Genomic DNA, 23,112 nt, shown 5'->3' on the forward strand with positions numbered 1-23,112 from the left:
GTGTTTTTTTATTTTATATTACATTTCTACATAAAAGTTTTGAACATAAAAGCAATATAAACGCCTAATAATATTAAGCCTTCCTTCCAAGTAAACTTCATTTTAACAGGCATAAAATTTAAGGGTAATATAAGGAATGAAATTACCAGCATCCAAATAATATCATTTGATATCAAACCTTGATCCAAAACTTTTATAGGTGTAATTATTGAAGTAATACCTAACACTGCCAATATATTAAATACATTGGAGCCAATTAAATTCCCCATAGATATGGCTTTTTCCTTTTTTATAATAGCAATTAATGAAGCTGCTAATTCTGGAACACTTGTCCCAATGGAAACCACTGTCACTCCAATAATTCTTTCGCTTATATTAAAACTAGTTGCTAAACCAACAGCTCCTTTTACTAATAGTTCTGAGCCTCCCCATAAAGCCGCACCACCCATAGCCAAAAACAATATACCTTTATATAAAGGTAACTCTATATCATCTTCAGGTAATTCATCAACAATTGCTGGTTTTTGAAATTTTAACAAATAAATTAAAAACACTATTAATAAAGACACCATGATTATTCCTTCATACCGCTGTAATTCTCCATCAAAAGCTATAAAAAAGTATAACAATATAGATGAAAGCATCATCACTGGCCAATCAATTTTATAAAAACCATCTTGTACACTAATAGTTGCTATTAAAACAATTATAGCTAAAACCAGCCCTAAGTTAGCTATGTTCGAACCGATTACGTTTCCCAAAGCAATATCCGCATGGCCAGTTAATGCGGCATTTAAACTCACAATTAGTTCTGGTGCAGAAGTTGCAAATGAAACAATTGTCATTCCAATAATTATTTTTGGAATATTCAAACGTAATGAAAAGCCAACTGCACTTTTCAATAACCAATTTCCACCAATAACTAATAAAACAAAGCCAACCAACATTAATACTATATTCATACAATATAAATTTCTGCAAATATAGTGGAATATAAATTGCACCAAAATTGTTCAAAATTATAATTTCATGTTAAATAACTATTTTTGTAGTTGTTTAACTATTAATATAGTTTATATTTGATTTAAAATATTTTAGAATGAATAAACTTACCACAAAAGAAGAAGAAATAATGCACGTTTTATGGAAGTTAAAAAAGGCTTTTGTAAAAGAGGTAGTTGCTGAACTTCCAAAACCAAAACCACATTACAACACAGTTTCTACGGTTATTAGAAAAATGGAAGACAAAGGTTTTGTAACTCACGAATCATTTGGAAAGACACACCGCTATTTGCCAACAATTTCTATGGAAGAATATCGAAAAAAATATTTTTCAAGCGCTATTCATAATTATTTTGAAAATTCTTATAAAAATGTAGTTTCATTTTTTGCTAAAGAAGAAAAAATAAGTGCAGATGAACTCCGCGAGATCATAAAAATAATAGAAAGTAAACAAAACAATTAAATATGGAATACTTATTAAAATCTAGCGGATTGGTAATAATCTTAGTTGTTTTTTATAGTTTATTTCTAAAAAATGAGACCTTTTTCACATCTATTAGAAGCTATTTTTTAATTGGCATATTCATTATAATTGTAACTCCACTACTAGAAATTCCAATTTATACATTACAAGAAATACCCCAAACTAATCAATTTAATTTTGCATCAATTGATACAAATAATCAAGCTATCAAAAATTCATTAAATTTGATTTCAATAATAACTAACATTTATTTTTTAGGAGTTCTTTTTTTTAGTTTAAAGTTTGTTGCACATTTCATTTCCCTTATAGTGCTACTAACCAATCACAAAACAACAATACAAAGTGATTTGCATTTTATTGAAACTTCAAAAAATATTGCTCCATTTTCATTTTTCAATAGAATAATTTACAACAAAGAACAATTTACAATTGAAGAATTAGAACAGATTATACATCACGAAAAAGTTCACGTAAAACAATGGCATTCATTTGACACCATTTTATCTCACATCCTTGTCATTCTTTTATGGTTTAATCCATTTGCTTGGTATTTTAAAAAAATAACACAACAAAATTTAGAGTTTTTAGCAGACTCCTGCGCTCTTAGCGTTTCAAAAAACAAAAAACTTTACAAGTTTACTTTATTAAAAGCAAGCGCAAAACATTTCAACATTTCTTTAGTCAATAATTTTTACAATTCATTAATTAAAAAACGAATAATTATGCTACACAAAAAACAATCTCAAAAAAAGAAACAATGGAAATATGCTCTTTTAATTCCAGTATTACTACTTTTTATTTCAACTTTTAACACTAAAATTATTGCCCAAGAAGTAAAAGAGGGAATACTATCTAAATCTAAGATTGAATTAATTTTAAACAAAAATTCAACCAATGAAAATTTAGAGAAATTCTCCAACATTTTCAAAAAAACATTTGATATAGAATTAACTTTCAATAGTATTAAAAGAAATTCTAACAATGAAATTACCGCCATAAAAATTGACGCTAAAAATAGCTCAAACTCAACTCTTTTTATGCGTCAAAGTGATAAACCAATAAAACCAATACTAATAAGTTATGATTCTCAGAAAGATGATATTACTATTGGCAACATTCAGGAAAAAGAAGAATTTCATTTTACATCCAAGAATAATAACAGTATAATTGACACGCTAAAAAAATCAAGCACAAAAATTATTTGGCATAAGGACAAAGACACTAATTTAGAAGTTGAAGTTTTTGATGAATCAAAAGATGAACTATCTAAAAATCATAACATTAAAATAAATAAAGCTGTATTTATATCAGATGATGGAGAAGCAAATGAATTAATTTTAGAAGAAGACAATGCAAGTGAAAATGTGTACATTATTAAAAAAAATAACAAAAATGATGAACAGAATATACTCTCAAAAAAAGGAGAAGTAAAAATTATACATACCAGTAACGATAAACCAATTTATATTGTTAATGGTGAAGAAATAAATTCTGAAGAAATTAAAAATATAGACGTTAATAAAATTGAAAGTATTAACGTTTTAAAGGGTGAAAATGCCATTAAAAAATACGGTGAAAAAGGTGAAAATGGAGTGATTGAAATGGTCTTAAAAAAAGAATAACTTAAGTTTAAATTAAATTTTATAAAACCTGCTTTAAAATATTTTAAATGCAGGTTTTTTTATGAAATAAAATTAAATGTCTCTAAAAAGAGGGTTTCAACAATAAAACATCCTTTACTTTTTAAAACAATACCAAAAGCGCCCATTAAAATATTACACTTTATAACTTTTATTTAGTTTTTAGTTGTTTTTTATAACTTACACCTAGTATTTCATTTACATCAACAAATTAAAGTTCTCTTTTTACAAACAAAAGAAAGTCAATCTTATAAATTCCTCATTTAATAGTTGGATGATATTTTAAAATAGAATTACCTTAATAAAACAATTAATTTATGAACCAAAAACCAACTATTATGATCACTTTTTTTGTCCTAGTTACCAAACTAGTTTTAACAATCATTCACTATTTCCTATAAAAAAAAAGCAACATTAAATTGCTTAAAAAAATCCTACTTATTGTAGGATTTCTTTTATTGTGTATTTTTACATCATGAAAAAACAAATGTTTAAAATAGTTGCTAGTTTGAATAAAATTTTATTGCCTAGTTTTTCAAAAAGAAGACTTGATATGACCAAAGCTAAAAAATGGCAAATGGCAATTATAGGCTGGAGATATTTTGTTACAAAAAATAGTTTGTAAATAATATATTTATATTATATTTGCACCCTCAAAACGGCCTCGTGGCGCAACTGAATAGCGCATCTGATTACGGCTCAGAAGGTTACAGGTTTGAATCCTGTCGAGGTCACTAAAGCTACATACAAATAGCAACAAAACCATCTAAATCCTATGATTTAGGTGGTTTTTAGGTTTTTAGGACTTCATAGAATTTGATGTTATTTGATTTAATATGGTAGCAAAGTGTCAGCTTTTTTTGAAAGTGTCAGCTTAGCTGACACTTTCAAAAAAATGTAGATGTAAATTAATAGTTGATTTGACTTTCGTTTTGAACAATGTTTAACATTTTAAAACGACAACTATGAGAACAAAAAACACATTTTCCACAAACTATTGGCTACAAAGTTCAAGAGCAATTAATGATGAAGAATTACTTTATGTAAGAATTACCATCAATAAAAAAAGACTCAGCATAAGAAGAACTGAGTTAAAAAACAAGTAAATTCTCCGTTATTTTTTGGCAATATAATTCTGAGCCTACTAAAGTATATTTAATATTTTGATAGGCTTTTTTGTTACTAATTACTATTGATTTACTTTAATCAAGAAACAAAATTTTCATCATAAGGTAACCCTGATTTAGCTATTGCAAAAGCCTGTTTCAATAACTTATTACTCACTGCTATTAGCGCTAATTTTTTACTCTTTCCCTTGGATACAATTCGTTCATAAATTGCTTTACATCCCTTATTGTATTTACAAGCTGAAAAACCACATAAGAATAACAAGTTTCTCATTTTTTGATTCCCCATTTTACTAATTCTACTTCTCCCTCTAACACTGCTGCCTGAGTGTCGTATTGTTGGTGTAATACCTGCATAACTGCACAGTTGTTTTGAATTTTCAAAACGATTAAAACCATCGATCATAATAATAAGCATCAGAGCTGTTTTAACTCCCATACCTGGAATACTTTTCAATAAAGTTAATTGCTTTTGCTGATGATCTTTAACTAATGAATTCAAACGATCTTCCAATAAACCTATTTCCTTTTTTATGGACTTTAAGGAGCGATTCAAGGAACGATAAACTGCTTTTGAGGGAATTCCTAAAGCTTCTTCTCCGTGTATTTTATTCTTCATCATTGTACGCTGCTTTAAATAAATATCCATTAAACGGATTAGTTGAAGGCATTCAGCTTGGCTTTCATCCTTTGCTGTGTATAATGGAACTTCATTGAAAGAACCATATTCACATATAGCTTTGGCATCCGACTTATCTGTTTTTATCTTTGATAATTTCATTTGAATAAAACGCTTTACTGATAACGGATTTACTACAGAAACTAAATAACCTTGTTCATAAAGGTATTGGGCTAGACAATAATGATAATAGCCGGTAGCCTCCATTACAACTAAGGTTTCTTTTGTTAGCTTTTTTGTAAACGCTTTAAATCCTTTTAAATCATTTGAAAACTGATAATAATCCCCCTTTGAGTTCACAACATCAAACACATCTTTGCTAATGTCTACTCCAAAAATTTCACTATATTTATACATAAGAAAAAAAGTTTTGGAAAGAATAGCTACTCAAGTTTCAACGACTTAAAATCGAGCTTAAAAACTCATAGAACTGAACGAAATTTAAGTAGAAAAAGAGAGGGGATTATCAGTGTTGACGAAATCTAGGTTTCACCTCATAAACTAACCTTATTCCTCTCTTTTATTCTTTCTGATTAATTATTAAATTTAATGATTTACAAACTTAAGACTCACATCAAAACCGAAGGAACCTCAAAATTCCAAATAGGAGAAATCAGAGATAATGTAATTCACTACGATTTCGAAAAAATCAAAACCTACCTCAACATCAAAGGACATTTGCTATTTGGCAAAAACTTTAAAATATACAAATAAGACGAACCACTAATTTTTAAATTATGCTGCTATTACATTCAAGACCATAACAGTTGTGCTCAAACGGGAATCGACACCAACAAAGGAATATTATTGACAGGACCAGTAGGATGGGGAAAAACATCTTTGATGAAATTATTGTTACACTTAGCACCACACAAAACAAATTATGAAATCATTCCAACAAGAAACATCGTATTCAACTTCAACGCATCCGGTTTTGAAATCCTAGAGCATACAACCAAACTAAAAATTACTGTTTTGATGATTTAGGAGTGGAGCCAACAGGAAGCCATTATGGAAAAGACCTCAACGTATTAGGAGAAATTCTACTTTCAAGATATGACCTTTTTACACGTCATCCTGAACTTGTTTCAGGATCTCATCATAATTCTAACAACTAACAATTCCGTTTCCATAAGAAACAGTAGAGCAAACTACAAACATCCGTGCAGGTAATAAGGTGTTCGTCAATTGCTCCATTTAGCTCCATAAAATACAATTAAAAAAGTATTTAGTAATCAAATATAATTTAAACTCTTCATCTTTTAAGTCGAGGAGCTAGAGGAAGAATTGAAAATTAATCTACATTTACCAAATATAAAAATATTCATTTTTAAAATGATATTAGCTGCTATTCAAAAGCTCTTTAACAAATGATAATAGCGTATATAAAATTGTACTACTTCATCCACCGTAATCATTAAGTTTTGATAATTACGGAGAAAAAAGTAAATTGCTTATTATATTTTGTTTAAAATTATCCAAGTCATAAACATAATTATGATGTTTCAACCTAATGTATAAATCGTCTACAATCGTATAAAAACTAAATAAGTGCAAATTAATTCTAAATCTATAGCTGTGCTACCTTTTGTCAATATGAGCAGTGATATTGATAACGAATATTTTTGCGATGGAATTACTGAAGAGATTATTAATGCACTCACAAAAGTAAAAGGCTTAAAAGTAATTGCAAGAACATCATCTTTTGCCTTTAAAGGAAAGGATATTGATATCAGGGAAATTGGTAAGCAATTAAGTGTAAACACAATTCTTGAAGGGAGTATAAAAAAAGCACAAGATACGGTTAGGATAACAGCGCAGTTAATAGATGTTGTGGACGGTATACATTATTGGTCTAAAAAATACGATAGAGAACTGCTTAACATTTTTGAATTAGAAGACGAAATTAGTTTGGCTATTGCAGACGAAGTTAGAAACAATTTTGGGCATTTTGAAGTGCAAGACCATTTAATTAAGCAACCGACTAACAATATTGATGCCTACCAATTGTTTTTAAAAGGACGCTCTTTGCAATTAAAATGGACATCTGAAAGCTTAAACCTAGCCATTGAATTTTACAATCAAGCCATTGCTATTGATAAAAATTATGCCAAAGCATATTTTGCCAATTTGCAATGTTATGGATTATTAGCAATGTGGGGCTATATGCCCTATCAAGAAGCTATGGAGTTGGCAATTAGTAATTTGTTAATAGCCAAAGAAATTGACACCTCATTACCAGAATATCCTTTGTCCTTTGTAGGTAAGTTTTTTTGGGAAGAATGGGATTTTAAAAATGCTTACACACATATTATCAAAGTTTTAGAGATAAACCCGAATCACATAGATGGTTTAGAAGCGATGGCAGAATTATGTATTGCTCTCGGTTTTTTTGATGTAGCTTTAAAATATGCGAACAAATTATTAGAGGTAGATCCGCTTTCGGCTAACAATCATTACACCTTAGCCCATATTTACTACTATCAACGTCAATTTGAGAAAGCTTTGGAAAATGTTAATTATGCCTTAACACTGAATCCTCAATTAGAATTGGCTCATCATTTAAAGTGTTTCTGTTTAATATGGCTCAACAAAAAGCAAGAATTTATAGCGCATATTCACAATACAACACTTATTGAAGAAAAAAATTTATTGTTTAGTCTTATTAATGAAAATGAAGTTGTAGTTCCACAACAAATTATCGATAAATGGAAAGAGGATGATAATAAACAAACAATGCTTGTACCTTATGACGTATTTATTTTAAGCAATTCAAATCATAAAGACAAAGGGTTTTCTCTTTTAAAGGAAATGATTGACCAAAGACGTGGTCAAATTATAAATTTTAGGCAAGAACCATTTTTGCAACCTCTGCACAACGCAAATGGTTTTAAAAACTTGCATCAATCTAATTTCTTCTTTGAAGAAATTAAAATCATTAAAGAAGAGGAAGATAAAACAACTTCAAACATTTTAGATGATCATCAAATAGAAACTTTAAAAGAAGAAATACTTGCCTATTTTAAGGAAGAAGAACCGTATTTAAATCCACAATTAACATTAAAATTTGTAGCAGATGTTTTAGGGTTAAATACAAATAAAATGTCTTATTTAGTTAACCAAGCATTTGACGTTAATTTCAATGACTTTGTTAATTCGTATCGTTTAAATTATTTTAAAGACATAGCCTTAGACCCTAAAAATTCACACCTCACCATTCTTGGATTAGCTTATGATAGCGGCTTTAATTCTAAAAGTGTATTTAATACTTACTTCAAAAAAACAGAGGGCATTACCCCTAAGGCTTGGTTAAAAGCCAATTCGTAGCAAATCTTATTCAGTTCGTTTCAAATTATAATTCAGAACGATTGCTTTAGTTATCTGATGAATCTTTGCATCATCATTTAATTAATAATCAAAAAACGAACAGTTATGACAACTTTACACAAAATTTTTGTAGCATTTATGGTAACTACCATAATACTTTTTACATCTTGTTCAAAAGATGATGACAACAACATACCATTAAACAATTACACAACCGTAGAAAATTTACTAACTGAAATTGATTTTCAGGGGTATGCCATTGTAACTAAAAACGGAAACGATTTAGTGAGACAAGGTTTTGGATTGGCTAATGAAAGTACAATGTTACCACAAGATTTTGAACTTGGGTATCGCATTGGTTCGGTAAGTAAAACTATAACAGCAGCGGCAATAGTTCAATTAAAACGAGATGGTTTAATTACAAGTTTTAATCAAACTTTAAATGAATTTGATGCTGAATTTCCAAATGGTGATCAAATTACTATTGCACATTTATTATCACATCAATCAGGAATTCCAGATTATCAATTTGTGGTTGAAGAATTCTACGAACAAGGCCAAACCTTTGATGAAGAAGATATTTATGAAGTAATTACAGAAATGATATCAGAAGACGGTTTAAATTTCACACCAGGTTCAGGAAAACAATATAGCAATTCAAACTTTCTTATTGCAGCAATGTTAGTTCAAGAAATGGCTCAAATGTCTTACCACGAATATATTCAGCAAAAAATATTATCTCCTTTAAGTATGACTAATACAAGTAAAGGTTTCAATGTAGTTGATGCTGATACGCACGCTGAAGGTTATCAAAATGGTAACATTAATAGTACATATCCAATGTCAATTGCATTTGGAGCAGGTGACTTTAGTAGCACTCCAAAAGATATGGAAATTTGGACCAATGCTGTAAAAAATAATTGGTTTACAAATGATGAAAAAACCGAAATATTTACCCAAAACGTACCAAGTGGTTATACCGATTTTGGCTTGGGATGGTTAACCACACAAGAAGGAAATACAACAATGTATTGGCACGGTGGAGATATTAATGGTTATTGGAGTATGATTGGTTTTATACCAGAATACGATGCTAACATTATTTTGTTAAGTAATCTACAAGACGATACAGGGATGCAACGCAATACCATTATTGAACAATTATTAATAAATGAGTTTAATTAAAATCATAATAACCCTATAGTAATGAAACATACCAACATATTATTAGCAGGTGCTACAGGTTACTTAGGGTCCTTTGTATTAAACGCCTTAATTGAAAATCAAAATCAAGTTCTTGCCATTGTACGAAATCCAAATAAACTAAAAAATAATAACGAAAATTTTTTAGAGGTTAAACAAGCAGAGGTTACAAAACCTGATACCTTACGTGATATTTGCAAAGGTATAGACACGGTAATATCTACAGTAGGTATAACAAGGCAAAAAGAAGGCTTAACATATTTAGATGTAGATTATAAAGCCAATATGAATCTACTGGTAGAAGCAAAAAAAGCAGGTGTAAAACATTTTGTTTACGTTTCAGCAATCAATGGTAATAAATATCGGAATTTAAAAATTTTTGAAGCCAAGGAAAAGTTTGTAGATGCCTTAAAATCTTCAGGACTAAACTATACCATAGTAAGACCCAACGGTTTTTTCTCTGATATGAAAGATTTTTTGCAAATGGCAAAATCGGGTCGGGTTTATTTGTTTGGCTCGGGCAATCAAAAATTCAACCCAATTCACGGTAAAGATTTAGCAACATTTATTGTGGATAATTTAGAGGAAACCAATAAAGAATTTACCATTGGTGGACCCGACGTGTTAAGTCTTAATGATATTAGTAAATTGGCTCTAAATACTCTGAACAAACCCATAAGAATCATTCATTTACCAGATTGGATGCGAAAACTAACTATTTGGAGTTTAAGAACCTTTACTAGTGTAAAAACCTATGGACCCATTGAGTTTTTCTTAACCCTTATGGCAGAGGATAATATAGCACCAACCTACGGAGAGCATCATTTAAAGGAATTTTATGTTCAAGAAGTAAAAACAATTTGATCATATAAAAACATCACAATGAAATTATCTCAAAAAATCGCCCTAATTATTATTGTTGCCTACTGTATATTTCACGTGTTGGTTTTATTTCAAATCATTCCATACACTATAGTTTGGGGTGGTAAAATAAAAGCTATTTCAGAAATGTATATTTTGGAAGGCGTATCATTAATTATAATGCTGTTTATAGGCACAGTCCTTTCTATGAAAAGCAGGCTGTTAAAACCAATTTTTACAGCTAAAACCATAAAAAGAATACTATTGTTTTTTGCGATTTTTTTTATGTTAAACACTATTGGTAATCTTTTAGCAGAAACCATAATTGAAAAATGTCAGGCTATCATAACCTTATATTTAGCTATAGTATTTTATAAATCATCAAAATAAATGAAGTCTCTATGAAAGCACCCAACCCAAAAACCCTATTCCCACTACCCAATTATAAAAAACTTTGTTTTTTAAAAAACCTTATTAACAATCCTAATATTATAGTTGGTGACTATACTTATTATAATGACTTTGAAGATGTTTCAAACTTTGAGAAAAACGTAAAATATCATTTTGATTTTATTGGAGACAAACTCATCATAGGTAAGTTTTGTATGATTGCTTCAGATGCTACATTTATTATGAATGGTGGTAATCATTTAACAGAAGCCACAACAGCATATCCATTTGCCATTTTTGGTGGTGCTTGGCAAGATGCTATGGAAGGTAAAACCTATCCAACCAAAGGTGATACCATAATCGGTAATGATGTTTGGATTGGTCACAATGCTACCATTATGCCAGGTGTTTACATTGGTGATGGTGCAATAATAGCATCAAAAGCAGTCGTGACAAAAAACGTAGAACCTTACACTATTGTTGGGGGTAATCCTGCTAAACTAATTAAAAAGCGGTTTTCTGAAGATACCATTTCAAAACTATTACAGTTAAAATGGTGGGATTGGGAGATTGAAAAAATTACTGAAAATGTAGAAAAGCTTACCTCTAATCCTGAAGCGTTGCTATAAGATAATACCCTAAGAACTAATAAAAGGCTTAACTCTAAAATGTTAAGCCTTTTTTATGCCGTTTTGTTCTGTTTGTAAGAAATAGATATAGCACTCAATAGGTACTACATTATAATCTAAAACGATGGAAACTACTTTTCAAATCATCTTTGTCCTAGTGAAATAAAAACAATTAAAATGAATTTTAAAGCAACTTCCTTAATAATTATTAGTGTATTTATTTATAAAATGAATGCACAAAATATAGAAAACGTACATCAAAAAATAGATACATCCTACTTTGTAAAGATTGGAGGTATAGACCAATACATTAGTCTTAAAGGTAATAAGGATAAACCAATAGTGTTGTATTTACACGGAGGTCCAGGAGCAGCGGCATCTGCCCATAGTGAAAAAATAACAGCATCGTTAGAGCTAGACTTTTTAGTGATTCACTGGGATCAAAGAGGTGCTGGCAAAACCTTAAAACAAAATGGTTTAAAACAAAGGCCAACATTAGCATTAATGCATTCTGATGCTGAAGAGTTACTTACTTATATTTTAAATAAGTTTCATCGTCAACAAATTATTTTAGTCGCAAATTCTTGGGGGACTTTATTAGCCATTCATTTAGCGGAATCAAAACCTAATAAAATTTCAACATTGGTTGCCATAAGCCCTATTGTAAGTCTTTTTTCAAGTCAAAAAAGTCTGAATAAGATACTTATTAGACACTTTAGGAAATCTAAAAACCAAAAAGCAGTTAAGCAACTAAAAACTATTAATATACCATATCATAATGCAAAAGATATGGCCATTCAGTTCAAATGGCTCTCTGAATACCAAGGCGAATCAATTAATGATACTCTCTATAGACAATATTCACAGTTTTTCGAGCAATGGTACACCAATTGGGGCTTATTATACAGCCAACTTTATAAAGTAAACAGACTAAAAATTTCATCTTCAATACAATGTAGAACGATTGTTTTTTATGGAGATAAAGACTATACAGCTTATTATAAGTTGTCCAAAAAGTTCTTTAAGGGTATAAAACCTAAAGAAAAGGAAATTTATAGGTTTAAAGATGTAGGTCATCAAATACCAATGGAAGCATCCAATAGAATGCAGGAGCTACTTCTTAAAGTTCTGCTTAATGGTAATAAAATTAAGTATTAAAACTATCAGCAAAAAGGTTCCAAATTATAATTCAAAACGATTGCCCTTAAAATTCAGTGAATCTTTGTACCATCAAATTATTAATCAAAACACGAACAATTAAAAACACATTAAAATGAAAAAACTAGTAATCATTTGCTTAGCATTTTGTGCGCTAAATGCTTTTGCACAGAGTAACAATGTATCATTAGAAAATTATAATACAGATTTCAAATACAGAGTCAGCTTTCCTGCTATTATCTTGGGCAACATTGGTAAGGGTGGCGAAAGAACCAATACGCAACATATCGAATTTCACGTAAAGCGTGAATTGGATTCAAAAAATATTATCGGATTAAAGTTTGCCACTTGGCGTTTATTTCAACCAATGGGTATTCAATGGTGGGATGGTCTTCTTGATAAAATAGATTCTGAAACTGAATTCTATCCAGGTTACCTTCGTGAAACGGGTATAGGATTTTCTTACCAACGAATGCTCTGGAAAGGTTTATTTGCTTCCGTAGAAGTATTGCCACAATACAAAACCTATTTAGATTTAGATAACAAAAAAATAGCAAACGGTTTTAAGCTTTACAATTCGTTCCATCTTGGTTATCATTTTGCATTTGGTAAGAATAAAAGATTTTTTATCGAGCCTCAGGTTCATTCTCAATTTTGGGTTTTTGACACCAATACGCCTGATGCATTCAAACAATTAGATAATAGATGGAAAAACTACTTCCTTTTTGAACCAAACCTTTACATAGGATTTAAATTTTAAAAAAAATAATCAATAGATAAATAGTAATAAAAATGAAAACAAGAAATAAACAAATAAGATTTACAATACTACTTATATCATTAACATTATGCACTATCGTAGTAACTGCACAAAACAATTCAACAAATGAAACAATTTTTAAACGCGATGGCTTTATGTTTGAGTTTAGTTTAGGTGGTGGTGTAATTGGTGTTGAAGATAACCAAGGCATTCAAACTTTCGATAAATCTCAAGGTGCGTTAAGTTTTCCTGAATTAAAGTTTGGGTATATGTTAAACGATAACTTAGCAATAACTGCTTCTATGCCAGGTATGATTTATGAATTTAATAACAACGATAGGCATTTTGGAGGTTTCATTCCCTCAATACAATATTGGGTGAAAGATCGTTGGTGGATACACGGAGGAGTTGGATTAGCTATTGACTCACCTGCTCTTTACGATATAAAAGACAATGTTAATGATTATTGGAATTTTGGATGTGCTGTTATGGCCAGTACAGGATATGAGTTTTACAAAAAGAAAAACTTTGCATTGAATGTGCAATCCAAAGTAGTAATGGGTAGAACCTTTTTAGAAGGTGATGTACATGGAGATGCGGTAACATTCAATATAGGTTTGGGCTTCAGTTGGTTCTAATATTTAGGTGTAACTTTATAGCTAATTCTATCAAATTAAAATGATATGCGAAATATAGTAACTATTACATTCCTGTTTAGTTTCTTAATAACAGTTTCTGGGCAACAATCTATGGATAATGAGATTACGCAACGATTTATAACAGAGTTAGAAAAAGAATCTATAAAAAGTGCATTTCTTCATATATATTCAAAATCTAAAGAAATTAATATACAGTTGGCACAAGGTAAAAATGCTGACGAAGATGCTTTAAACTTAAATAATCCTTTTTACACAGCGAGTATTACCAAAATGTTAACGGCTACTTCAATTGGGATTCTAAAGGATATGGGAAAATTAGATTTTGATGATAAGATTAGTCAATATTTGACAAAATCTCTACTAAAAAAATTGCACTTGTTTAATGGTAAGGACTATACTAACGAAATTACAATTACTCATTTATTACAGCATACTTCGGGTTTACCTGATTATTTTACTGACGAAACAATTGATGGTAGTCAAAATATTATCAATCAATTACTAGTAGATGCTAATAGGCTTTGGACACCTTATGAAATGATTGAGTTTACTAAAGAAAAAATGAAACCTCATTTCATTCCTGGTCAAGGCTATCATTATACAGATACGGAGTATGTGCTTTTAGCTTTGATAATTGAAAAAGTAAGTGGTATATCATACAATGAGTTTTTAAAGAAACATATTTTTCAACCTTTAGCAATGTCAAATTCTTATATCAATTTAAAATCTTCACCTATAAAAAATCAATTTCCCATAGCTAAGTTTTATGCAGGTGACATTGAACTATCATCCATTAAAAGTTTAAGTGCAGATTGGGGTGGTGGTGGATTGGTCTCAACAACCAAAGACCTTATAACTTTTTTAGAAGCTTTCAATGCTGATAAAATTGTAAAAAAGAATACGCGTTTAGCAATGCAAAACTGGATTGATGAAACTGTTGGAATGGAATACGGCTATGGGATTAGAAAAATATCATTCAATGTCTTATATAAAATAAACACAGGCCTTCAGCTTATTGGTCATACAGGTAGTACTGCATCCTTTTTGTGGTATTGCCCAGAACTAGATATTTATATAGCAGGTACTCTAAATCAATTAGAGGCTTCAAAAAGTACAATCTCATTAGTTTATGACGTACTTAAAATCATAGAAGGCAAGTAGTATTATGAAGTTATTAAATAAAAAAAGTATTTATTATATCATTATTATATGCTCAATCTGTAATGTATCAGTTGCACAGACATCAAAAAAAATTGATTGGAAAAATGACCTTGAAATTTATAAAAAGGGCTTAGAACAAAAACATATAGAAGTATACCATTCAATTACTAAAGAAGATTTTGCAAATGAGTGGCAAAAGATTTACAACAGTTCTGACACTTTAAATGATTTTGAAATCATTTTAAAATTAATGCGTTTAACAAGGCGTATTAATGATGGGCATACTTCTGTTTCATTGCGAAATATACCTTTACATCGTTTTCCTCTTGAAGTAAATTTTATTGATGGTAAGTGGCGTGTGGTAAAAGTAAGCAGTAAACATAGTAACTTATTAAAATTATCCTTAACAGCCATAGATGATATTCCCATTGATGAGGTTTCAGCAAAAGTGTCGGAAGTTGCACAATTTGTAGAAAACCAATATTCTCAAAAAATAAGAACTGGGGAATATTTGAATATATCCGAATTACTATTTGCACTTCATATTACTAAAAAAGTGGACAAAGCGGTATTTACCTTTCTAGACGATAACAAACAAGAAATAAAAGTAACACTTAAAGCAGTAGATAAAGACGCATCAAACAAAGCATCAGATTTTATTCATTTAACTACAGGCGTTGCAGAAATTATAAAGCCAAATGATCCTGCCTTTCCATATTTATGGTTTACACCAATAAAAAATACTAAAGCCTTATATATCAATTTTGAAAGCTATCCAACCTTTGAAGATATGCAGGTTTTTGGGGAAACATTAGTAAACTACATTGCTACAAACCACATTCAAAAAGTCATCATAGATATGCGTAATAATGGAGGTGGTGATTTATATGTTGGGGTGGTTTTAGCTTATGCATTAAACCTTGCAGATTCAATAGATTGGAAAAATGGAATGTTTCTATTAACAAGTAACAAAACGTTTTCGGCTGCAACAAGTAATGCAGCACTTTTTAAACAATTATTAAATGCTAAAATTGTTGGTGAACCTACTGGATCTAATCCAAATGGTTATCAGGATATGGATAGTTTTACTTTACCTAATTCAAAATTAGTAATTACATATTCAAAGCGATTATTTCAGTTATCAGAAAAGCTAAATGCTGCACTTCAACCAGATATTCTTATAAAACAAAAAAAGAATGATTTATTTGATAATATAGACACTGTTTTGCGGGTATTGATAAGTAGATTTTAAAGGCAGGTAATAAGGTGTTCACAATACGCTCAATTTAGTTCCATAAAGAATAATTACAAGGGCATTCATTAAAAAACGTCATCCTGAACTTGTTTCAGGATCTCATTATTAAAAAACGTAAAACAAAAAACCCTTGTACTTGCCGTTCATTGCACTGCAATTTGTGCTCCAGTGGGTGCTCATTGCAGCGCATTCACTTATTTTATTGCACACATTTCACGCATTCCTCAACCTCAGCTATTTTTTGCACCCAACCCCTCTAATGTTTTGCTACGCAAGTCATTTTATTTTTTACAACCGCTGTTTCATAATTTTGGCTCGCCTGCTGCTCACTCTGGGCTAATCGGGTTGTCACAGTTTTTGCAGTACTTACTTCAGAAATAGAAACTCCATTTTGCATATAATTTAACCCTTGTCCTCGCGAAAGCGGGGAACTGTTTATAATAAATCAAATCATTTTTAATATCTTATAATTTAACTTCTTAGGTTTTAAACCATATTGCAAACGCTCACAAGAGCAAGATATATCGTTTAAATTTAAAGGTTAAAAAAATTAAATAATAAAATACCCACTTACCAAAACGGCCTATTAAAATAGCTGTAGAAATTCAAGTTATCGAAACGTCTGAGTAATCCAAAGAGCGGAGCGGTCTGGATGCGAAAGTGAGATAACGTGTATTCTAGGCTATTTTAATCAGTCTTGATTTTTTGGTTCGTTTTGCATCAAGGCAAAATGAATAGAAGGAATAAATAAACCACTCCATATCTTGCACTTGCCTTTCCCACCTCATAAATTTGATTACAAAGAAATAAGCAAAAACAGCGCCAACCCTTCGTGTGCCACGTAGTTGTTGCACGCACTTATTCCGTTGTCAACGTGCTTTTGCCCCAACACCCTACGTTCGAACTCGCAGTTAGCCTCGCTGTAGCTTCGCTAATTCTTAAATTTATTTTTTATACAATAATTAGCTGCTTGCATTTCTATTTCCCTTCTAGTTACAATCTTATTTTGTAATAGCCAATTATCAATTTCATATTTGTTAAAATACAATTTTTTGCCACCCCTTTTATAATGCGGGATTTCTTGGTTACTCGTCAGTTTATAAAGATGGCTTTTAGAAATCTCTAAATAATCACACACCTGATTTAAGTTCATAACTTCTTTATAACCATTTTCGTTGGAGGTAACACCTAATTTGTGCTCAATTGTTGAAAGTCGTTTTTCAATAACAGTTAGTTTTTCTACAATAATTTCAAAAGGATTTTCCATAATACGTTATTTTAGATTCAAAGTAAAAATAAAAAAAGACAGCAAAACTCGGTTGCTCCCTGCTCCAGCCACACAACACCTTTCAAGGTCAAGCCCTACGGGTTTTGAAAAAAATCTCCACCTCACAAATGTTCGTTTCCGATTTTTTATAAAAACACAGGTCGTATTTTTCTCAAAAACCTTGACAGGCTATCCCTCACAACCAGTAACATTGCTTTCTTTTTCCTTTTGTTTCAAAATTTATGTGTGCGGAACAGGGTGGAGCGTATAAAAACAGTCCAGTGGACTGGTTTAGCGAACAAGCCAGCGGGCGCATTGGAATATAAATTTTAAATGCCTTACTGTGTCAAATTTTGAAATCAAAACCCACCAACCAGGAAGAACCTACAACACACCGAACTTTTTTATCTTGTCTAAAGGCTTAAACAGTGGCAGGCCGATGAACCAGCCTTGCCCCAACTGTTTTGTGATTACAACAGCTGCAGAGCCAACCCGGGAATCGTTGTATTAATTGTACTTATCACTTAAAACAGATCAATACTTCAGCTATTATTTAAAAGGAAGTGTTATCCCATTTATATGTATTTCAGACGCTAAAAAAGTAATTAATGAAGCACTCCAAAACAACCAAGAACAACAATGGAAAATGAAAGTTGAAAAGCTCAAAAAAATCAATGCTTTTGAAGAAAACCTAAAACAACAATTATCAGCAATCAAGCAATTAAAAATTGCGTTGTTGAGGTCTTAAAACTATAATTATTTAACAAAACTGACCTAATTGAATTTCTGTAGTAATATAAGTTTTAGAAGCGACTAAGTATCCAAAGAAGGGCAAAGCGTTAAGAAAATGTTTAGTAAACATTTTTAGCGAATGAGCCAGCTTGAGCCAGGAGCTGGATACGATAGTGTATAAAACGTAAGAATTCAAAGAAATTCAAATAAGTCTTGACTTTTTTGGTTCGTTTTTGTGTCAAGACAAAAATGAACATATAATTTATGAAAATCATTATTGCCGGAAGCCGAACCTTTACCGACTACAAAAAACTATGTGAAGTTTGTGACAACATTCTCCAGGATCAAACCGGTGTTGAAATTGTATCTGGAGCTGACTACAAAGGGGCTGACTTACATGGAGAAAAATATGCAGCTGAAAAAGGATTCAAACTGACAAAATTTCCTGCAGATTGGAAAAGATTTGGAAGAGCTGCAGGACCAAAACGCAACGAACAAATGGCAAATTATGCAGATGCTTAATTGCCTTCAGGGATGGGAAAAGTAAAGGAACTAAACATATGATTAAGGTAGCCAGAAAAGAAAATTTAATAGTCAAGATTATAAATTTTGAAACGTCATCCTGAACTTGATTCAGGATTTCAACTAAATTGATATAAAACCAAAATAGGGCATAACTAATTTATTTTAACCATAAATTAACAACCAACATATTTTTAAACTCTTTTTTATTAAATTAGTACATTGAAAAATTGCAATTTCAACAAATGATAAAATATTCTAAAATTACTTTTAACCTCTATTTTATTAAGGGATAAAAGAATGAAATAATGTATATAACCCGTTGGCTAAAATAACCGAAATGATATGAAAAAGATTTTAATAGTTATGGTTTTGATAATTTTTTCCTCTTGTAAAGAAAAGACTTTGTATTATAAAAACATCGATTCTGGAAAAATTTATACAGAGTCCGAGTTTTCAAATTTAGGAAAAACTATTATAGAAAAATATAGAATTGATTCATTAGTTGATTTAAAAATAAACCGCAGTTTAAAGAAAAGATATTCGAAAAATGATTCAATCATTCAACCATTTGGACTTGATGTGAGAGTTGGAGAAAATTACATAATCTCAACTTCAAATAAAGATAAGATTTACGATTTAATTGGACAAAATTTACCTGAATTTGAATTAAAGACTATTAATGATAAGTTTATTTCAAAAACAGATATTTTAGATAAACCTTGTTTGATAAATTTTTGGTTTACGCAATGTCAGCCTTGTATTGAGGAAATTCCTGAATTAAATCGATTGAAAGAGAAATACTCTGATAGAGTTAATTTTATTGCAATTACATTTAATGATAAAACTGAGTTAAACAATTTTCTAAAGCAAACTAAATTTGATTTTATTCAAATCATAAATGCTCAAGAATATATTGATGAAGTGGGAATAAGAGCTTTTCCTAAAAATGTGTTCATTGATAAAATCGGAAAAATAAGATTGATTGAAAATGGACTTTCAGGAAATTTCGAGCAATTTGAAAAGTATTTAAATAATTTACTTTAGCCAACAACTCATATAATTTATACTTAAATTTGAACTAGTTAAAACGACAAACATTCAACAAACGATTTGCTACAACCGAAAAATCTCCGATTTTCCAGTCGCACAAATCATATAAAAACTCGTTGTAGGTAATTAAAAATGAACAAATTTTTAGGAATATTAATTATACTTGTAGTTTTAATTTCTTGCAAAAACGCAGAAAAGGACAAAACGGAAAATCCAATAAAAACTCAATTTCAAGAAATTGCAAACGAAAATTACGAATTGAGTAAACCGACCGAAAACATAAAAAAGATATTAATACTTTTTGGAGGTTTTCCAGAAAATGCTGAAGATATTAAGCGTGAATTTAAAATACTTGAGATTGCAAAGGAAAATAATATTGCTGTACTTTATATGAACTACAATCAAAAATTGTGGCTTGAAAAAAATGAAAAACAAAAACTTGCTGAACAATTAGAAAATATATTTATTAAAAATAAACTACCTACAAACGACATATATATTGGAGGATTTTCGAGTGGTGGAAATGTATCTTTATTGATTGGCTCATTTTTAGTTGAAAATAAAAACTTCACAATAAAACCAAAAGGAGTTTTTATAGTAGACTCGCCAATAGATTTGGTAGCATTGTATAAAAGTTCAGAAAAAAATATTAAACGAAATTTTTCAGAGGTATCTGTTGAAGAATCAAATTGGATAATCGAAAACTTGGAAGAGAACTTTGGGAATCCTAATAAAAACTTAGCAAAATATGAAAATAGCGCAGTTTTCACAGCAGAAACAAACGCGATAAATAATTTAAAAAGTTTAAAAAACACTAAAATCAGACTCTACACTGAACCAGACACTATTTGGTGGAAAAAGAATAGAATGGAGGATTATGAACAAACGAATGCATATTATATAAAACAACTTTCAGAAACTCTTAAAAAATCAGGATTTAATCAAGTTGAATATATTCCAACAGAAAATAAAGGATACAGAGCTAACGGAGAAAGACATCCACATAGTTGGTCTATAATTGACAAAAAGGAGTTGATAAAATGGATTATGGAATAAAAAAACTGTTTACAAACTTAAGCCTCATATAATTTATGCTTACATTCGAACTAATATTAACGACAAAAATTCAACAAACGATTTGCTACAACCGAAAAATCTCCGATTTTCCAGTTGCACAAATCTTATAAAAGCCCGTTTGCCAGTAAGTTTATAAAAAAATACTAAACGACAAACATTATTTGATTTTTTTCTTCAGTATCCAAAGAATAATCTTATTAGGAATTATGAGTGTTAAATCATTTTGCAACATTTCTTGAACTTTTTGCTAACTTTTTAACTAATTAACGAACCAAAATACATTCAACAATCAAATTAATTTAAACAAATTTATTTCTCTAAAAATGAAAAGACTAAACATAAAGATAAAAATAATTGCAATATTGTTCTTAAGCCTAACAATTAAAGCTCAAGAAAAAAAGGACACAATTAATATATTATTTGTTGGAAATAGTTATACCTATTTTGAAAATATGCCACATATGGTATCCTTAATTTCAGATAATTCAAAAACAAAATTAGTTACAAAAAAAAGCGTGGTAGGTGGAGCAAAATTAAGTGAACATTGGCTTGGTCAGAAAGGACTAAAAACGCAAGAGTTGATAAAGAAAGGAAAATTTGATATTGTGGTGCTTCAAGAACATAGTATGGGCTCTATCAAAGAAGCCGACAGCCTTGTCAAATATTCAAAATTATTTTGTAATCTCATCAAGGAAAATGGTGCAAAACCATATCTATACATGACATGGGCACGAGAAAAAGTTCCTCAATATCAAGAGGAAATAAATAAGGTCTATTCTTATGTGGCAGATGAAAATGATGCGATGATAGTACCCGTTGGTAAAACATGGGAATTAGCAATGGAATTACGTCCAAATATTAAATTATTTGATGATGATGGGAGCCACCCCAACCAATTAGGTGCTTTTTTAACTGCTTGTACCTTTGTAGGAACTATTTTAGGAAACGTCCCTGACAATTTGGGTACATTTTACAGTATTAAAGATGCTTATGGTGAATCTATTATTCTATTGGATCAGATTGACGCCCTAGATGTTATTTTTTTAACAAAAGTAGTCAACGAAATAATAATGAAACACTAATCTTAATAAACCCTTAACTCTAGTAAAATACAATTAAAGTTTTGCTATAATAATTTGATAATTGGAAATTTCAAGAAAGTTTATAAAGAAAAGCCTACAGGCAACAATCCCCATAAAAAATTGTTTAATTAAATAAAATATAATGTTTCTAAAATAAAAATATATTAAATTTAAACATCTGAAAATTGCGTTTTCAAAACCCGCAACTTTTCATGCGCTAACCGTTCACGTCATTTATCACAACAATCAACTAAATGACAAATTGTCTAAATAAAACCTATGAAAAGATTATTTTTATTAATGACTTTCCTAATTGGAAATCTATTATTTGCAAATGAACATTTTAAGTTATTGAATGATTGCACTGATATCTTTATAAAAATGGATAAAGGAACGATTGAGTTCGAAAACATTATCAAAACTAATTCAAATATTAACGATCTAAATTTCTCAATAAAAAAATATAATGATTTGATAGTTTTGTATTCCTTAAATAATCTTTTAAAATATACTAAAAGTGAAAATGAAGAAATTAAGGGAATTTCAAAAGATATAAAAAATTTATTATCCGATTTAGTAAAAAATAATTATGTGTTTTTAAATTCAATTTTAAATACCAAACTTTCAAAATTAGAAATAACTGAAAACGCCAATAAACTAATTCAGAAAAACAGATTAGTAACTCAATTTATTAATCAAATATCTTTAGGATTAATAAATGCTGTTTTAAAAGAGAATAATACCAAAAATAAAAAAACTCAATATTTAAAAATATCATATAAAGAGAAATTAGAAATTTCTAGAAAAATAAAATCGAACTTTAAAAAATCAATAAAAAGGGGATTAAAAGAAACATTAAGAGATAATAATACAACTTCGTTTGAAAAATCTTTAGTATTGATTTATGATTTTTTTAATATAAGAAATGATTGGGTTTATGAAACATAATAATAAAACGTCGTGCAAAACCTCTTAAAATTTATGCTTACATTTAAACTAAATTACAAACCGACAAACATTCAACTAACGATTTGCTACAACCGA

25 protein-coding genes and 1 tRNA gene are annotated in these 23,112 nt (G+C 29.8%); 23 read left to right on the forward strand and 3 right to left on the reverse strand.

The genetic code is table 11. The features are described 5' to 3' along the window. Positions 1-26 precede the first annotated feature (26 nt). Positions 27-962, reverse strand: coding sequence for a calcium/sodium antiporter (locus JEY78_RS10500; protein WP_291850717.1), 936 nt, complete (start codon positions 960-962; stop codon positions 27-29). 137 nt (positions 963-1,099) lie between these two features. Here JEY78_RS10500 and JEY78_RS10505 point away from each other — a divergent pair, with 137 nt between their 5' ends. The 5 genes from JEY78_RS10505 to JEY78_RS10525 all read left to right on the forward strand — a co-directional run bounded on the left by JEY78_RS10505 (position 1,100) and on the right by JEY78_RS10525 (position 4,232). Then, a complete protein-coding gene (locus JEY78_RS10505; RefSeq protein WP_291850720.1) occupies positions 1,100-1,465 on the forward strand; it encodes a BlaI/MecI/CopY family transcriptional regulator in 366 nt (121 codons plus the stop codon). Between the two features lie 2 nt (positions 1,466-1,467). Further along, positions 1,468-3,108 (forward strand): M56 family metallopeptidase, encoded by a 1,641-nt coding sequence (locus JEY78_RS10510; protein ID WP_291850723.1) that lies wholly within the window; start codon positions 1,468-1,470, stop codon positions 3,106-3,108. A gap of 526 nt (positions 3,109-3,634) precedes the next feature. After that, positions 3,635-3,751: an SsrA-binding protein gene (locus tag JEY78_RS10515; RefSeq protein WP_367158780.1), complete on the forward strand. Its 117-nt coding sequence runs from the start codon at positions 3,635-3,637 to the stop codon at positions 3,749-3,751. A gap of 35 nt (positions 3,752-3,786) precedes the next feature. After that, a tRNA-Arg gene (locus tag JEY78_RS10520) sits at positions 3,787-3,860 on the forward strand. Between the two features lie 231 nt (positions 3,861-4,091). Continuing rightward, positions 4,092-4,232 (forward strand): hypothetical protein, encoded by a 141-nt coding sequence (locus JEY78_RS10525; RefSeq protein ID WP_291850729.1) that lies wholly within the window; start codon positions 4,092-4,094, stop codon positions 4,230-4,232. A 100-nt stretch (positions 4,233-4,332) separates the two neighbouring features. On the opposite strand, the gene JEY78_RS10530 is transcribed toward JEY78_RS10525, so the two are convergent. Further along, positions 4,333-5,289, reverse strand: coding sequence for an IS110 family transposase (locus tag JEY78_RS10530; protein ID WP_291850731.1), 957 nt, complete (start codon positions 5,287-5,289; stop codon positions 4,333-4,335). Between the two features lie 450 nt (positions 5,290-5,739). On the opposite strand from JEY78_RS10530, the gene JEY78_RS10535 reads away from it, so the two are divergent. The 12 genes from JEY78_RS10535 to JEY78_RS10590 all read left to right on the forward strand — a co-directional run bounded on the left by JEY78_RS10535 (position 5,740) and on the right by JEY78_RS10590 (position 16,332). Continuing rightward, the gene (locus JEY78_RS10535; protein WP_291850733.1) at positions 5,740-5,919 is read left to right on the forward strand and encodes a hypothetical protein; all 180 of its coding nucleotides are present in this window, start codon (positions 5,740-5,742) and stop codon (positions 5,917-5,919) included. 2 nt (positions 5,920-5,921) lie between these two features. Next, positions 5,922-6,050: a hypothetical protein gene (locus tag JEY78_RS10540; protein ID WP_291850736.1), complete on the forward strand. Its 129-nt coding sequence runs from the start codon at positions 5,922-5,924 to the stop codon at positions 6,048-6,050. A gap of 478 nt (positions 6,051-6,528) precedes the next feature. Next, positions 6,529-8,259, forward strand: coding sequence for a helix-turn-helix domain-containing protein (locus JEY78_RS10545; RefSeq protein WP_291850739.1), 1,731 nt, complete (start codon positions 6,529-6,531; stop codon positions 8,257-8,259). Between the two features lie 105 nt (positions 8,260-8,364). Continuing rightward, positions 8,365-9,444, forward strand: a complete 1,080-nt coding sequence (locus JEY78_RS10550; protein ID WP_291850742.1) for a serine hydrolase — start codon at positions 8,365-8,367, stop codon at positions 9,442-9,444. A 21-nt stretch (positions 9,445-9,465) separates the two neighbouring features. Next, positions 9,466-10,326 (forward strand): SDR family oxidoreductase, encoded by an 861-nt coding sequence (locus tag JEY78_RS10555; protein ID WP_291850746.1) that lies wholly within the window; start codon positions 9,466-9,468, stop codon positions 10,324-10,326. 18 nt (positions 10,327-10,344) lie between these two features. After that, positions 10,345-10,713: a hypothetical protein gene (locus JEY78_RS10560; RefSeq protein WP_291850749.1), complete on the forward strand. Its 369-nt coding sequence runs from the start codon at positions 10,345-10,347 to the stop codon at positions 10,711-10,713. Positions 10,714-10,724: 11 nt separating this feature from the next. After that, entirely contained in the window at positions 10,725-11,342 is a 618-nt protein-coding gene (locus JEY78_RS10565; protein WP_291850752.1) for a CatB-related O-acetyltransferase, read from the forward strand. A gap of 177 nt (positions 11,343-11,519) precedes the next feature. After that, positions 11,520-12,500, forward strand: a complete 981-nt coding sequence (locus tag JEY78_RS10570) for an alpha/beta hydrolase (RefSeq protein ID WP_291850755.1) — start codon at positions 11,520-11,522, stop codon at positions 12,498-12,500. 115 nt (positions 12,501-12,615) lie between these two features. Further along, positions 12,616-13,260: a hypothetical protein gene (locus JEY78_RS10575; RefSeq protein WP_291850757.1), complete on the forward strand. Its 645-nt coding sequence runs from the start codon at positions 12,616-12,618 to the stop codon at positions 13,258-13,260. A 32-nt stretch (positions 13,261-13,292) separates the two neighbouring features. Beyond that, positions 13,293-13,898 (forward strand): hypothetical protein, encoded by a 606-nt coding sequence (locus JEY78_RS10580; protein WP_291850760.1) that lies wholly within the window; start codon positions 13,293-13,295, stop codon positions 13,896-13,898. Between the two features lie 45 nt (positions 13,899-13,943). Beyond that, complete coding sequence (locus JEY78_RS10585) at positions 13,944-15,080, forward strand: serine hydrolase (RefSeq protein WP_291850762.1); 1,137 nt, start codon at positions 13,944-13,946, stop codon at positions 15,078-15,080. Positions 15,081-15,084: 4 nt separating this feature from the next. Further along, positions 15,085-16,332 carry a S41 family peptidase gene (locus tag JEY78_RS10590; protein ID WP_291850765.1) on the forward strand — a complete coding sequence of 416 codons (1,248 nt, stop codon included), beginning with the start codon at positions 15,085-15,087 and terminating at the stop codon, positions 16,330-16,332. A gap of 934 nt (positions 16,333-17,266) precedes the next feature. Here JEY78_RS10590 and JEY78_RS10595 read toward each other — a convergent pair. Then, positions 17,267-17,602 (reverse strand): helix-turn-helix domain-containing protein, encoded by a 336-nt coding sequence (locus tag JEY78_RS10595; RefSeq protein WP_291850768.1) that lies wholly within the window; start codon positions 17,600-17,602, stop codon positions 17,267-17,269. Positions 17,603-18,113: 511 nt separating this feature from the next. Here JEY78_RS10595 and JEY78_RS10600 point away from each other — a divergent pair. The 6 genes from JEY78_RS10600 to JEY78_RS10625 all read left to right on the forward strand — a co-directional run bounded on the left by JEY78_RS10600 (position 18,114) and on the right by JEY78_RS10625 (position 23,016). Then, positions 18,114-18,350: a hypothetical protein gene (locus tag JEY78_RS10600; protein WP_291850771.1), complete on the forward strand. Its 237-nt coding sequence runs from the start codon at positions 18,114-18,116 to the stop codon at positions 18,348-18,350. 248 nt (positions 18,351-18,598) lie between these two features. Then, the gene (locus tag JEY78_RS10605; protein WP_291850773.1) at positions 18,599-18,856 is read left to right on the forward strand and encodes a DUF2493 domain-containing protein; all 258 of its coding nucleotides are present in this window, start codon (positions 18,599-18,601) and stop codon (positions 18,854-18,856) included. A gap of 345 nt (positions 18,857-19,201) precedes the next feature. Continuing rightward, the gene (locus JEY78_RS10610) at positions 19,202-19,903 is read left to right on the forward strand and encodes a TlpA disulfide reductase family protein (protein ID WP_291850776.1); all 702 of its coding nucleotides are present in this window, start codon (positions 19,202-19,204) and stop codon (positions 19,901-19,903) included. A 138-nt stretch (positions 19,904-20,041) separates the two neighbouring features. Next, positions 20,042-20,965 carry a hypothetical protein gene (locus tag JEY78_RS10615; RefSeq protein ID WP_291850778.1) on the forward strand — a complete coding sequence of 308 codons (924 nt, stop codon included), beginning with the start codon at positions 20,042-20,044 and terminating at the stop codon, positions 20,963-20,965. A 344-nt stretch (positions 20,966-21,309) separates the two neighbouring features. After that, positions 21,310-22,068: a hypothetical protein gene (locus JEY78_RS10620; RefSeq protein ID WP_291850781.1), complete on the forward strand. Its 759-nt coding sequence runs from the start codon at positions 21,310-21,312 to the stop codon at positions 22,066-22,068. A 279-nt stretch (positions 22,069-22,347) separates the two neighbouring features. Next, positions 22,348-23,016: a hypothetical protein gene (locus JEY78_RS10625; RefSeq protein ID WP_291850783.1), complete on the forward strand. Its 669-nt coding sequence runs from the start codon at positions 22,348-22,350 to the stop codon at positions 23,014-23,016. The last annotated feature ends 96 nt before the right edge of the window (positions 23,017-23,112 follow it).

This window comes from Lutibacter sp. (assembly GCF_016342705.1).
Lineage (GTDB): Bacteria > Bacteroidota > Bacteroidia > Flavobacteriales > Flavobacteriaceae > Lutibacter.